The following is a 13,341-nucleotide window of genomic DNA, read 5'->3' on the forward strand; positions in this document are numbered from 1 at the left end:
GTTTAAAAAGAATCGATATTTAGTTACGTCCAATCTTAGTGCGGCTCGCCTCCGGGCCGTAGATTAGGTCAAGCCTGAGGGTATAAAAAATATTCTGAAATTTGGAGAAAATATGTCTTACAAAACCATAAAATCAACTCAAGAAATTGAAGCAGTAGACATTCCAACTATGGCCGACATGCCTCTCGACGAATATAAGGACTATTTGAGGTTTGGTTTAATGTCAGTTGATCACCATGATAATTTAAGATCAGCAGTAGCTGGCTATCCCTTAGCAACTAATCAAGAGCAACTGAAAGCTCTCATAGCCTACCTTAATGAAATTGCATCAAAGGTTGGCTCATAAATATCCAGCGGCTTACCTAACCGTAGAAGAAAGCTATGGTAGGCGCGGGTACCAGTCCTCAACTTGTTTTGTCTAGATCGTGGGCTTAACAAAATTTTTTCGTGCGGGAGTTACAGGGGGGAGAGGGGTATTATGTTCAGATGGTGAGAGTACGTTGATTTTTCGTCATAAAGGCATCTGTAAAAAATGTGTATTGTTGTTTCATCAATCAAGCTAGTGATGATTTCAAAGTTATCACTGTCATCTGCGTGAAGCTCAAACTTCAGAAGCTTCATTTCTTTTCCTGGAGGAATAAGGCTTTCCCCTTGAAATACATTCGTTGCCCATGTCACTTTCGCAGGCTTCATTGATAGTATGATTTTGTTTAGTAGGTCATCTACGCTAAGCTTTTCTGTGCTCCACGGTGCTGTAAAAAAGACTGATTCATAAACTGCAGGTCCCAAACCGTGATTAATAACCGAAATCATCACATGTTTTCCTGGAAATCTTTCTACGCTATGTTCCATAAAAGGACGAACCATAAGCTTATTGTGTTTTCTTGCAATATGGGCTTGCCAAAATGTGGCAGCCATTGCAAGGATTGCAATTATTACCGAACTGATTGCGATGATTTCCGCACTGTACAATTTCCACATAATATTTGACCAAGTATTTTTAAAGAAAAGCTATGGTTTTGATGGCGTTATAGATTGCGTATGATTGGGAGTCTTAAGTGCGCCATTAGTCTCAAACTCAATACCCCAATAAGTTGTTAAGTCTAGAGGTAAGGTTTCGTCATCTAAAAGTAACTTTCGGGCAAGAAGTAGTATTTCAAAAATGGTCTTAGCTTCGGGCCGAAGTTGAAGCGCTTTACTTAACTCCTTTGCCAAATCTGATGGTAACCATAAGCAAGCTTGAAAAGATAGATTGTTTAGCTTTGTCCTGTGGTCTTTTGGCATTACTTCATAACTTGAGTATTTTATCCATTCGGCAAGCAACTCAGAAACCAACTCAATTTTTTGCTTACGGTCTAACTCTCTTTTATAAACTTCAAGTTGGCGGTCATACTCATTTTTAATCGAGTGTGTAATTCGTGCAGTTATCCAGGTTTTTAATAGAAATGCTGAGGTAAGGCCGCCAATTGTTGATGCCATTAATACTTTGATGAGATCTTCCAAGATCATCTCCCTAAATCTTAGACGTTGAGTTCTTTGTGGCAGATTCTAAACTAAAGGAAATGTAATGAATAATATTCACCATAATTTAGATGAGGTGGTTATTAAGGGATTTTTGGGTGGTCGCCACAAGATCTAGTGGCCGAAAATTTATGGGTCCTTCCTGAAGCTTTCCACTCTCGGCACAAGAACCATAAGCTTTCTACAGCCGTGAGAGTTCTCTAAGGGAGTCATAATTTTGAAATGATTGAATTCCTCAATACTTGTATTTATTCAAGTAAATTAGTCTAATAGTGTAAAAGTAAACATAACTGGAAAGATATAAAGGAAGCTAAATGGCTATTAAGTGTTTATCAGTCTCAAACTTTAAAGGGGTTGCAGGGTTAACAGACTTCGAGTTAAAGCCGATTACGGTCTTCATAGGGGCAAACTCATCTGGAAAAAGTTCATGTTTACATGCCTTGGCGAGTCTTGCGCAGACATTAAAACTTGGCAATAGTATTCCTGCTTTAACATTGGATGACGATTATGCGCAAGTACACTTGGGAAGATTCGTTGAGATCGCGCATTCAAGAAACTATAAACTGCCAATTCATTTAGAAATAAATACTGGCATGGCACAAATGGCTTTACATTACAGTGAGTACAGTGGGGATTGTGTAGCTAAATACGAATTTAAATGTTTAAAAGAGACTGAAGAAATTTACATCGACTCTGCTGAATTAGCGGTTGGAGATAATTGGATTAAATTTAAGAAAAAAGCTAAATCTGATCAGTATAAAGTTACTAGTAATATCACTAGAACCGAGCTAGTCGGAATGAGAAAATCAAATTTCTTCTTTTCTGTAGATCCAGTACGTAATGAGGTTCCTACCTCTGAATGGATTGATGTTTATTTTCTGGTTGATGCTATACAAAGAGTCATTGAAAGCAAACTAAGGCAGACATTGTATTTGGGACCTTTTAGGCAATCTCCACTTAGGCGCTACCCATTCAGAGGATCTACCGCCAATGAAGTTGGGGCTCAAGGGGAAGCAACAATCACTATGTTGGCAAGTGAATATGTGCAGTCAGGTGATAAATCACATTTAGCGCAGATTAATAAGTGGCTATCGACACTTGGATTAGCTAAGAATGTTGGTGTTAAGAGAGTAGGGGCATCGGATCTCTTTGATGTTTCATTAACACTGGTGGATGATAGGGATTTACCAATTGCTGATCTTGGTTATGGTTTATCTCAAGTTCTTCCAGTATTGACGCAATGTAGCTTTGCAACAAATGGCTCAACACTTCTTTTTGAGCAGCCGGAATTACATTTGCATGAGGGAGCCGGAAAGAAGCTTGCTCAAGTATTTGTTGAAACAGCCGCACTAAAACAATCGAATATTCTCATTGAAACGCACTCAAGAGAGTTAATTTATGAGTTGTTTGACATGGTGAAAATTGGAACACTTAAAGTTGAGGATTTAGTAATTTTCTCAGTTAGAAGAGAAGGTGGTAAGAGTCATTATGACAAGGTGAAAATGTCTATTGATGATAGAGGTAATTTTGAAGTCGAGAACGATAATCCGTGGTTTAATAGTCTTCTTTAATCTCAATCTACTTGTGTCGAAAATTTGATTTAAAGGTCGGTCACTTTTTATCTTTAGGGGTAACTTTAGGGGTAACTTTAGGGGTAACTTTAGGGGTAACTTTAGGGGTAACTTTAGGGGTAACAAATATTTTTTATTTCCTTCGAATGGCTTAAATATTAGTGTTTAAAGCAACATTCGGTTCAGGCTCCCGCACCATGTATTGCTCTCAAGTAGCACGAAGAGGATTCAAAAAGTACAAAAAATTAAAAGGCTTAGATGATGATCGTCTAGGCCTTTTTTATATGGTGCTTCAGTTGGCTGCTCCACCAACGGATTACGAGGGCGGGATTAATTTTTTATGGCAATGAGGTCGCGATACACGTGCCAGCTGGCATGACCAACCACAGGCATGGTGAGAATCAAGCCTAGAAAATTGGTCGCCAGGCCAAAGCCGACGAGTACCACGATACAAAAAGCCCACAGTGCCATGGTTATCGGATTGCGGGCGCAGGTGCGCAGGCTGGTGATGGCTGCGGTCCAGGCGCTTGCATTGCGGTCTAGCATGAGGGGCATGGCGATGACGCTGATGCTGAAAATAAAAGCGGCAAACACGGCACCGGCAGAAAAATAAACGAACAGGAAGGTGGGTTGCTTGAAGGTGAATACGTTGATAACTACATCCGCGAAAGTGGGCAGTGCATCATGAAAGTAATGCGCGAATATACTCATTGAAAGGCGCACCCAGCTGAGAAAAACAAAAATCAGCAGACCTGTAAACAGGGTGATATTGAGCAGGTTGGGTAGCCAGGCGGTGAGGGTGGGGCGAAGGGAAGGTCGTTCGCCGGATTCTATGCGTCTGCTTAAGTCATATAGCCCGACGGCCAGGAATGGGCCTAGCAAAAAGAAGCCGGTTGATACCCCGGCCAGTAGCCAGTAATTATCGGCAAAAACGGTATGTATGATGACGCCGATGGCGGCAAAAATGATCCCGTAAAAAAGACTGGCGCGGCCGCCTAAGTGGATGTCAGTGACGCCTGCATGCAGCCAGTCTAGAATGATATTGGTGCCAACTTGGCGGATGGAAATACCGTCGTCAGCACGGACTTTGGTGGCGGGTATATGGTTAATGTTCATGTGTTTAGCCCCTTTAAAAATGATGGCTGCCATCAATCAGTGCTTGCAGATTGCATGACCGATCTTTAAAGCTGAAAAGCTCTTGATGATGGCTTGCCACAACTACTTGCATTGCTAATTCATTCACACAAAAAACGGTCCCAATGGCTTACTGCGCCTCATCTATCGCTAATCTGGTGTCGGCAAGATTGTGCGATGACATCGGGATACGATTAAGAATCTACCACAAAAAACTTTTGCATGCAGTCGTCATATTTTTTTGATTCCAACATGCTTGATTGGTGGTGGCATGCAAAGTCTCCCCCAAAAAAGTAGCTGCTTGGGTGATACGCAACAACATTTTTTTGCTACTCATCCTCATCGATTCTTTGTTGCTCCGGCACCATTCAGAATGCCAGCTGGACTAGTCTGGCCCAGTATTTTGTGCACCTTTTTGATCGCGTCGCTTTAACCCCAACTCACCATAAATTTACATTGATGACAGGGGGAATCCCGGTTTTTTGTCTTGTCACTAGGTTGGTCTTGTGCTAATTTACAACATGTAACAAATTTGTAACTAAACGTAATTTAGTTGCTACAGGCTAAATTTGGGTTGGCAAGCATGTTATCTATTTGCGAAACACAATGCATCACAAGGCCGAATGCATCCGCTTCTACAGAAAGTGTATGCAAGTTGTTGTTGAGTCTGGTGGTGTTTTCGGGGCTGATTGCTTTAGCTTTTTTGCATGTAGGTGCCTGGATGGTGTTGCCGTTTGCTGGCTTGGAATTAGTGTTGGTGGTTCTGGCGTTTGTGGTGGTATTGCGTCACAGCAGTGATTACGAAAAAATTACTTTCGTTCAGGATCAGGTTGAAATCGAGCAAAGTGTGTTGGGAGAAATAAAACACGTTCGCTTTCAATCCTATTGGACCCGGATAACGCTCAGGGAAGGTGAGAACGGTAAAACGTCACTGTGGATTGGGTCCCATCATCAAGAGGTTGAGTTTGGTCGAGATACCATGGACAACGCGCAACGCGAACAAGTGGCTTCTCATCTCAAGCGGGTACTTCTGAAAACTAAATAACTGGATTTTGGAGCGATTAGATGCAAGGGATGAAGAAACTCGGGGTTGGTGCGTTTGCATTGTTCTTGTCTTTAAGTGCACGTGCTGACTTCACCTGGAATTTTCCAGAGCCGGTCACGCCGATGGCTTTGGATACCTTACACGTACACAACAAATTTATGCTGATTACTGCCGTCATCTTTGTGGCAGTGCTGGCAATCATGATTTACTCCATTGTGACTCACCGTCACAGCAAGGGCTACAAACCTGTAGCCGACAAAGCGCCTTCAACTGCGGTTGAAATTTTCTGGACGCTGATTCCATTTGCGATTTTGCTGCTGATTGACTTTGTCATCATGGGGATTCCGGCTTACCACAGTGTGGTGATGATGGAAGATACACGTGACCAGTCGACCATGGTGATCAAAATCACCGGTTCCCAGTGGCGCTGGCAATATGAGTACCTGGATGGCGATGCCAAAGGCATCAAGTTCGTTAGCAACCTGGCAACCAGCAATGACCAAATGCATAACGAAGCCGATAAAGGTGAGCATTACCTGTTAGAGGTTGATAACCCGCTGGTGCTGCCGGTTGGCGAGAAGGTGCGCATTCTGATGACGGCTTCTGACGTGTTACACAACTGGTGGGTACCGCAGTTTGGTTCTTCACGTGTGGCTGTGCCTGGCTTTATCCGCGAAACCTGGGTGCAGGTTGAAAAGGCGGGCGTGTATCGTGGCCAGTGTAAAGAGCTGTGCGGTAAAGGCCATGGCTATATGCCGGTGGTGGTGAATGCGGTGTCTAAAGAAGAGTTCGCACAATGGGCGAACAAAAAACAAGATGAGCAAAAAGCCGCGAATGATGTCAAAGAGATGACCAAAGACGAACTGGTCGCTCAGGGTAAAGTGGTCTACGAGAAAAACTGTGCGGTGTGCCATCAGGTGACGGGTGCAGGCTTGCCTCCGGCTTTCCCAGCACTCACCGGCAGCAAAATCGCCACTGGCCCGATTTTTGGCGCAGATGGCAAATATCAAAAAGACAGTCATCTGGACCGTGTGCTCAATGGTAAAGGCGTGATGCCTGCCTGGAAGGCCACATTGAACGATACGGAAATTGCTGCAGTGATTACCTACGAGCGCAATGCGCTGGGTAATACGGCGGCTGTGGATGCACTGGTGCAGCCAGCGCAAGTTAAAGCTGCACGCGAATAATATTTGAGCGATTTTAGGAGAGCACTATGAGTACTACAACCGTAGCACATCATGATGAGCATCACGACGACCATCCGACCGGGATTATGCGTTGGTTAACGACGACCAACCATAAAGATATCGGCACCATGTATTTAACCTTTTCACTGGTGATGTTTTTGGTCGGTGGTTCGATGATTTTGGGCATCCGTGCCGAACTGTTCAAACCAGGGTTGCAATTAATGAACCCTGAGTTTTTTAACCAGCTGATTGGTGTACATGCATTGATCATGATTTTTGCTGCATTGATGCCTGCCGCAACGGGTTTTGCCAACTGGATGCTGCCATTGCAAATTGGCGCACCTGATATGGCCTTGCCGCGTTTGAATAACTGGGGCTTCTGGATTCTGCCACCTTCAGCCATCCTGTTAACGTTGCCATTCACGTTGGCGTTGTTTGGCGTTGGTGACGGTGCACTGGCCACGGGCTGGACATTCTATCCGCCACTTTCTGTGCAAGGTGGGATTGGCGTCGACTTCGCTATTTTTGCTGTGCATTTGCTGGGTATTTCGTCAGTATTGGGTTCTATCAATATTATTGTGACGATTTACAACATGCGCGCACCTGGCATGACCTTGATGAAAATGCCAATGTTTGCCTGGGGCTGGTTGATTACTGCCTTCTTACTGATTGCAACGATTCCAGTGCTGGCCGGTGCGGTCACCATGTTGCTGACTGACCGTCACTTTGGTACCCACTTTTTTGACGCGGCTGGTGGCGGCGACCCGATCATGTTCCAGCATTTGTTCTGGTTCTTTGGTCACCCAGAGGTCTATATTCTGTTGCTGCCAGTGTGGGGTTTCATTCCTCAGATTCTGCAAACATTCAGCCGCAAACCAATGTATGGCTATAAAGCGCAAGTCTATTCACTGTGGGCAATTGGCGCTTTAGCGGTTGTTGTATGGGCGCACCACTTCTTTACTGCTGGTATGCCTGTGCCTGCGCTGCTGTACTTTATGTATAGCACCATGGCGATTTCTTTGCCGCTGGCCGTATTGTTCTACTGCTGGATCCGCACCATGTGGAAAGGCTCCATGAGTTTTGAAACGCCTATGTTGTTTACTGTCGGCTGGATTATTCTGTTTGGTATCGGCGGCTTGACTGGCCTGGTGCTGGCTGACGTGGCTGCGGATGCGCAATACCACAACAGCTACTTCGTCGTGGCGCACTTCCACTACACCCTGTTCGCTGGTGGCATCATGGGCATTATGGCCGGTGTGTACTACTGGCTGCCAAAAATGACCGGCCATATGTATAACGAGAAGTTAGGTAAAACACACTTCTGGTTAACCGCCATTTCATTCAACGTGACGTTTATTCCGCAATTCTTTGTTGGTCTGGCCGGTATGCCGCGTCGTATTCCTGACTACGCATTGCAGTTTGCCGAGTTCAACATGATTTCTACGGTAGGCGCGTTTGTGTTGGGCCTGTCACAACTGCTGTTTGTGTACATTATTCTCAGCTGTGTCAAAGGCGGCAAGAAAGCCACGGACCAGGTTTGGGAGGGTGCACAAGGGCTGGAGTGGACATTGCCTTCACCACCGCCATACCACAGTTTTACTGAGCAGCCTGTTGTTAAGTAAGGACAGAGCTGAAGTAAATTTGAAGCAAAAGCCAATCTGTCTGTGATTGATTGGCTTGTTTAAAGGTTGATGTATTTTGAGTGATCCCAAGCAGTCAAATAATCGGAAAATTGCCTGGCTGTTAGCTGCCGTGGCCATTATCTGGTACCTGATTTCGATGTTTACGATTTGGAAGTAAGCGGCGCTTGCAACGGTTATGGCATTAGAACAAGCGCAGGTAGCAGCCAATAAGAAATTGGCGTTGAAATTAGTCTGGATTATTGCCGGTGCATTGTTGTTTGCTTTTGCACTGGTACCGTTGTATGACGTGATTTGTTCGGTCACGGGCTTGAATGGCAAAACAAACAATACGGCTGAGAGCGCAAGCAAAGCGGTTGTTGATTTGAAGCGTGAAGTCACGGTGCAATTTGTGTCATCGGTGATGCCAGGCCTGGGGTGGAATTTTTACCCCAAGCAAAGCAGTGTGGTTGTGCATCCGGGCCAGGTGACCACGGTGATGTTTGAAGCAAAGAATATTACCAGTGAGGAAGTGGCCGGACAGGCGATTCCAAGCGTGACGCCAGGCAAAGCATCGGCACACTTGAAGAAGATTGAGTGTTTTTGTTTTGTCAGGCAGACACTCAAACCTGGGGAAGTAAAGGCGTTGCCACTGCGGTTTTTTGTCAGTGCCGATTTGCCAAAAGATGTACAAGAAATGACCTTGTCGTATTCGTTTTTTCCGGCAAGTCAGTAAACACAATAATTATGAGCACTAAGTTAAAGGATAGGGAGTTAATGCATGGCTAGTCATTCAGAAAATCACTATTTTGTCCCGCATGGCAGCATATATCCGGCACTGATTTCTGTCGGTTTGCTGTCTATGGCCAGTGGTTTTGTTTTTAATGTTACCGGTTCTGATACGCGCCTGGATGGCTCCATCAAGAATCCGGCGCTGTCTTACCTCGCAACCCCGGGCAAATACATGATGTATCTGGGTCTGGCGATTATCCTGACCATGATGTTCAAATGGCTGAGCACGGTGGTCACTGAGAGCATCACCGGGCAATATAAAAAGTGGGAAGATAAATCTTTCCGCATCGGCATGATTGTCTTTATCTGTTCAGAGGTTGCCTTTTTTGCGGCTTTCTTTGGCGCGTTGTTTTATATGCGGGTGCTGTCGGTGCCTGATCTGGCCTCCTATGCGCCGGATATTACACCGTATAAAGACTTTTTGAGTGCCTGGCCGTCACAAGGGCCTGGCGGTACGGTGCTTGGTGAGGCTTATAAGCCCAACCCTGAATTCCATCCGATGTCATGGAGTGGTTTGCCGCTGATTAACACCTTGCTGCTGCTGAGTTCTGGCGCAACCATTACCTGGGCGCATTGGGGCTTGATCAAGAATAACCGCAAGCAATTGATTATTGGTCTGTTTTTGACCATTGCGCTCGGTGTGACTTTCCTGTGCTGTCAGGCGGCTGAATACCATCATGCCTATACAGAAATGGGCTTGACGCTTAAATCAGGCGCCTACGGTGCGACGTTCTTTATGTTGACCGGGTTTCACGGCTTTCATGTGACGATTGGTACCCTGATGCTGATCGTGATTTGGCTGCGTAGTATTAAAGGTCACTTTACGCCTGAGCATCACTTTGGCTTTGAAGGTGTGGCCTGGTACTGGCACTTTGTGGATGTGGTGTGGTTGGGCCTGTATATCTTTGTTTACATGCTCTGATGAATGAAAAAAGGGCGCACTGAGCGCCCTTTTTAGCAAGCGTAATATTGTTAAAGTGTATGGCCTATGTAGCCGAAATGTGCTGCGAGAATCAAAGCCAGAAACAGGAAAATGGATAAGCCGATACGCATGGTCAGGGCTTTCACGGTGCGATCGGAACCACTCTTGTCTTTGAGCAAAAACAGCAAGGCTGAAAACAGGCTGCCCACAATGACAATCAGTATCAAAATGGTGACAATTTTAATGAACATGATGTGATCTCGCGTTAAGTTGATCACATTATGGGCTGTAAGCTGGAAAATGCAAATACCCTTGGGAAATTATGTCGTTCGTGTGCGCTGGCTGGTGGTGTGTGTCATGGTAGTCGCAATCTGGGGTTGTGTCCGGCTTGGCTTGTGGCAATGGCACAAGGCAGAACAAAAGCAGGAAATTACCCGCGCATTGACGCATCATGGCGATGCGGTTTGGCCGCAAGCGCAAGACTTGGATTCCCCGGCTAAAGTCGAAACTTTGCATTTGCAGACAGTTGCATTCAAAGGGCATTACCTGCCCCAATATGCTTTTTTTCTTGATAATCAGGTGGAGCAAGGCCAAGCCGGATTTCATGTCATTACGCCTTTCTTGCTCAGTGACCAACAGCATGTGATCTGGGTAAACCGTGGCTGGATAGCCGGGTTTGCTGACCATCAACAAACACCAAAAATTTCCACTACTCAAGCTGAGCAAGTGATTAAGGGCTTGTTCTGGCAGCAAACCAAAGTCGGCTTCAGACTGGATAAACCTGGCCAGGCCTGGCAACCCGTGCAGCCTGTGCTCGACTTTGCTTATTTACGCCAGCATGTGCCTTATATTTTTCCGGATGTGATCCTCAAACTCGCCCCAGCGGTTGGTGAGGGGTATGTGCGGCATTGGGATGTGCCTGCCGGGCAAGTGGAAAAGCACCTGAGTTATGCTTACCAGTGGTTTGGTTTTGCTGTGGCTAGCCTGGTGATTGGATTGACTCAAATGGTGGAGAAACGGGCTTGAATATGACCCATGAAGAAACGAATCCTTTAGTGGTGCTGGATCCTGTGCAGCAGCGCAAAGGGCGCATGATTTTTTTGTTGCTGGCGATCTTTTTTACCGTGCCGCTATTGGTGGTGGTGGCGATGATCAAGTTTGACTGGCGTCCTACCGGCAAGAGCTATGGTCAATTAATTCAACCGCCCGTTTCTATGGCCCATACAACCCATTGGGTGAATGACCAGCAGCAGGCATTGCCGGCATTCTGGCAGGATAAATGGAATATCGCCCTGATCGCACGCGAGTGTGATGCGCCTTGCATGCAGCGTTTGTACGACATGCGGCAGATTTATGTCTCGTTATACAAAGACATGATACGTGTGCAGCGTGTATTGATTACACAACAAGCAGATACCTCGGCGATTCGTGCCCGCTATCCGGATTTGCTGATTATTAATGGCCAGGCTGAACAAGTGGCCATGCTTGGCAGTATGTTGAGTGGCGGCGGCCAGAATACACTGGATGCACAACGCGTTTATTTTATCGATCCGCTGGGTAATATCATGATGCAATATGGCCCTGAGATGGAGGCCAAGTGGATCCGCAAGGATCTGGTGAAATTGTTAAAGGCTTCCTGGGCAGGCTAGTACATGTTTAAAGCGTTAAGTGTATTGGCTGCTATTGTGGCTTTTTGTGTGGTGGTGCTTGGGTCGTATGTGCGGCTTTCAGATGCAGGTTTGGGCTGTCCGGATTGGCCAGGCTGTTATGGCGCGTTGACGGTGCCGCAGAGTGAGTCTGCAATCCAGTCGGCACAGCAGGCGTATCCCGACAAGCCCGTTGTGCATGCCAAAGCCTGGAAGGAAATGGCACATCGCTATCTGGCGGGCAGTTTGGGCTTGCTGGTGGTGGCTTTGGCCGTGTTGGCGTATCGTCAACGGCATGCCATTCAAACATCCTGGCAGTTATCTGCCGGTTTGGTGGTGCTGATTGTATTCCAGGCCTTGCTGGGGATGTGGACGGTGACCTTGTTATTGAAGCCGGTGATCGTGACCTTGCATTTGCTTGGCGGCATGACGACGTTGGCGCTGCTGAGCTGGATTGCTTTTCGTCATGGCAGCAAGCAGGACATTGCATTGCCAGGCAGTCAGCAATGGTGGTTGCGCCTCGCGTTGTTGATCTGGATCGCGCAAGTGCTGTTGGGAGGGTGGACCAGCAGTAATTATGCTGCCTTGGCCTGCACTGATTTTCCGACCTGTCATGGCTTGTGGTGGCCGGACATGGATATCGGCGAGGCATTTCACCTCACGCGTGCTTTGGGTGAAAGTCGCGATGGCGGACAGTTGCACCTGAATGCGCTGACAGCCATTCAATGGATACATCGTTTGGGTGCATTCGTGGTGCTGGGCTGGATGCTGGGGAGCGTGAGATTGTTGCTGCAACGACCTGTTTCACGTGGCCTGGCTTGGGGGCTGCTGGCGATTGTACTGTGCCAGGTGGCGATTGGGGTTGGTAACCTGTTGTTGCAACTGCCGTTGGTACTGGCGGTGCTGCATAACGCAGGGGCAGCGTTATTGGGCGTATGGCTGGTAGCCATCAATGCCAGATTGTTGAATACATCATCAAATGTCATATAAAAAATAGGGGAACAGTATGCAAGCAGCATGGATGACACAGTTGGCCTCAGCCAGCATGGGGATGCGCAGTTTTTATGCGCTATGCAAGCCGCGCGTGACGGCATTGATCGTGTTTACCGCCATCATCGGTATGCTGATGGCGACGCCAGGCATGGTGCCGCTCTCGGTATTGTTGGCCGCCACGGTGGGGATTGCCTTTGCATCGGGGGCAGCGGCGGCGTTTAACTGCCTCATCGAGCATAAGATTGATGCCATGATGGCGCGCACCCGCGCGCGCCCCTTGCCAACCGGTCAACTGTCACAGATGGAAACACTGCTGTTTGCCAGCGTACTCGGCGGCATAGGCTTAAGCATTCTGTATTACTGGGTCAACCCGTTGACCATGTGGCTCACTTTGGGCACTTTTGTCGGCTATGCGGTGATTTATACCGTATTCCTCAAGCCTGCCACGCCGATGAATATTGTGATTGGTGGGGCTTCTGGCGCCATGCCGCCCATTCTGGGATGGGCTGCGGTTAACAATACCGTGTCGCCAGAATCACTGGTGATGTTCCTGATTATTTTTGCCTGGACGCCGCCGCATTTCTGGGCGCTGGCTTTATACCGTCGTGAAGAGTATGCCAAAGTCGGCATGCCCATGTTGCCAGTCACACACGGTGAGCAGTTCACCTTGCTGCATATCGTGCTGTATACCGTTATTCTGGTCGTCGTTTCTATGATGCCTTATGGCTTGGGCATGAGTGGCTGGTTGTATCTGGCATCGGCGGCCGTGTTGAATCTCATTTTTATGTATTATGTGGTGAGCTTGTATCGTCACTATTCAGATGCACTGGCTAAAACGACCTTTAAATATTCGATTCTTTATCTTAGCCTGATGTTTGCGGCATTATTGCTGGATCACTATCTGGTCTAGT

The 13,341-nt window shown here is 46.8% G+C and carries 15 protein-coding genes; 11 read left to right on the forward strand and 4 right to left on the reverse strand.

Features of this window, described 5'->3' with window-relative positions; genetic code table 11:
- Positions 1-112 precede the first annotated feature (112 nt).
- Positions 113-346, forward strand: a complete 234-nt coding sequence (locus OH31_RS10535) for a hypothetical protein (RefSeq protein ID WP_024930697.1) — start codon at positions 113-115, stop codon at positions 344-346.
- A 110-nt stretch (positions 347-456) separates the two neighbouring features.
- Here the strand turns inward: OH31_RS10535 and OH31_RS10540 are convergent, their stop codons facing one another.
- Both OH31_RS10540 and OH31_RS14450 read right to left on the reverse strand, forming a co-directional pair.
- Positions 457-981 (reverse strand): hypothetical protein, encoded by a 525-nt coding sequence (locus OH31_RS10540; RefSeq protein ID WP_024930698.1) that lies wholly within the window; start codon positions 979-981, stop codon positions 457-459.
- A gap of 30 nt (positions 982-1,011) precedes the next feature.
- On the reverse strand, positions 1,012-1,503 hold the full coding sequence (locus tag OH31_RS14450; RefSeq protein ID WP_148296206.1) for a hypothetical protein: 492 nt from the start codon (positions 1,501-1,503) through the stop codon (positions 1,012-1,014).
- 332 nt (positions 1,504-1,835) lie between these two features.
- Between OH31_RS14450 and OH31_RS10550 the strand changes: the two genes are divergently transcribed.
- Positions 1,836-3,092, forward strand: coding sequence for an AAA family ATPase (locus tag OH31_RS10550; protein ID WP_024930700.1), 1,257 nt, complete (start codon positions 1,836-1,838; stop codon positions 3,090-3,092).
- A 330-nt stretch (positions 3,093-3,422) separates the two neighbouring features.
- Here OH31_RS10550 and OH31_RS10555 read toward each other — a convergent pair whose 3' ends face one another.
- Positions 3,423-4,241, reverse strand: a complete 819-nt coding sequence (locus OH31_RS10555) for a DUF2189 domain-containing protein (RefSeq protein WP_242402260.1) — start codon at positions 4,239-4,241, stop codon at positions 3,423-3,425.
- Between the two features lie 568 nt (positions 4,242-4,809).
- On the opposite strand from OH31_RS10555, the gene OH31_RS10570 reads away from it, so the two are divergent.
- The 5 genes from OH31_RS10570 (at position 4,810) to OH31_RS10590 (ending at position 9,791) form a co-directional block, all read left to right on the forward strand.
- Entirely contained in the window at positions 4,810-5,271 is a 462-nt protein-coding gene (locus tag OH31_RS10570) for a DUF2244 domain-containing protein (RefSeq protein ID WP_024930702.1), read from the forward strand.
- Between the two features lie 20 nt (positions 5,272-5,291).
- Positions 5,292-6,458 (forward strand): cytochrome c oxidase subunit II, encoded by a 1,167-nt coding sequence (gene coxB, locus OH31_RS10575; RefSeq protein WP_019883304.1) that lies wholly within the window; start codon positions 5,292-5,294, stop codon positions 6,456-6,458.
- Positions 6,459-6,484: 26 nt separating this feature from the next.
- Entirely contained in the window at positions 6,485-8,080 is a 1,596-nt protein-coding gene (gene ctaD / locus OH31_RS10580; protein WP_024930703.1) for a cytochrome c oxidase subunit I, read from the forward strand.
- A gap of 196 nt (positions 8,081-8,276) precedes the next feature.
- Positions 8,277-8,813, forward strand: coding sequence for a cytochrome c oxidase assembly protein (locus OH31_RS10585; RefSeq protein WP_019883302.1), 537 nt, complete (start codon positions 8,277-8,279; stop codon positions 8,811-8,813).
- 45 nt (positions 8,814-8,858) lie between these two features.
- The gene (locus OH31_RS10590) at positions 8,859-9,791 is read left to right on the forward strand and encodes a cytochrome c oxidase subunit 3 (protein ID WP_019883300.1); all 933 of its coding nucleotides are present in this window, start codon (positions 8,859-8,861) and stop codon (positions 9,789-9,791) included.
- A 50-nt stretch (positions 9,792-9,841) separates the two neighbouring features.
- Here the strand turns inward: OH31_RS10590 and OH31_RS10595 are convergent, their stop codons facing one another.
- Positions 9,842-10,042: a twin transmembrane helix small protein gene (locus tag OH31_RS10595; protein ID WP_024930704.1), complete on the reverse strand. Its 201-nt coding sequence runs from the start codon at positions 10,040-10,042 to the stop codon at positions 9,842-9,844.
- Between the two features lie 49 nt (positions 10,043-10,091).
- Here OH31_RS10595 and OH31_RS10600 point away from each other — a divergent pair, with 49 nt between their 5' ends.
- The 4 genes from OH31_RS10600 to cyoE are packed head-to-tail and all read left to right on the forward strand — an operon-like array spanning position 10,092 to position 13,340.
- On the forward strand, positions 10,092-10,817 hold the full coding sequence (locus OH31_RS10600) for an SURF1 family protein (protein ID WP_024930705.1): 726 nt from the start codon (positions 10,092-10,094) through the stop codon (positions 10,815-10,817).
- Between the two features lie 2 nt (positions 10,818-10,819).
- The gene (locus tag OH31_RS10605) at positions 10,820-11,440 is read left to right on the forward strand and encodes a hypothetical protein (protein ID WP_024930706.1); all 621 of its coding nucleotides are present in this window, start codon (positions 10,820-10,822) and stop codon (positions 11,438-11,440) included.
- Between the two features lie 3 nt (positions 11,441-11,443).
- Positions 11,444-12,427 carry a heme A synthase gene (locus OH31_RS10610; RefSeq protein WP_024930707.1) on the forward strand — a complete coding sequence of 328 codons (984 nt, stop codon included), beginning with the start codon at positions 11,444-11,446 and terminating at the stop codon, positions 12,425-12,427.
- A gap of 16 nt (positions 12,428-12,443) precedes the next feature.
- A complete protein-coding gene (gene cyoE, locus OH31_RS10615; RefSeq protein ID WP_024930708.1) occupies positions 12,444-13,340 on the forward strand; it encodes a heme o synthase in 897 nt (298 codons plus the stop codon).
- Position 13,341: the final 1 nt, after the last annotated feature.

This window comes from Methylophilus sp. OH31 (assembly GCF_000576615.1).
In the GTDB taxonomy this organism is placed as follows: Bacteria; Pseudomonadota; Gammaproteobacteria; order Burkholderiales; family Methylophilaceae; genus Methylophilus.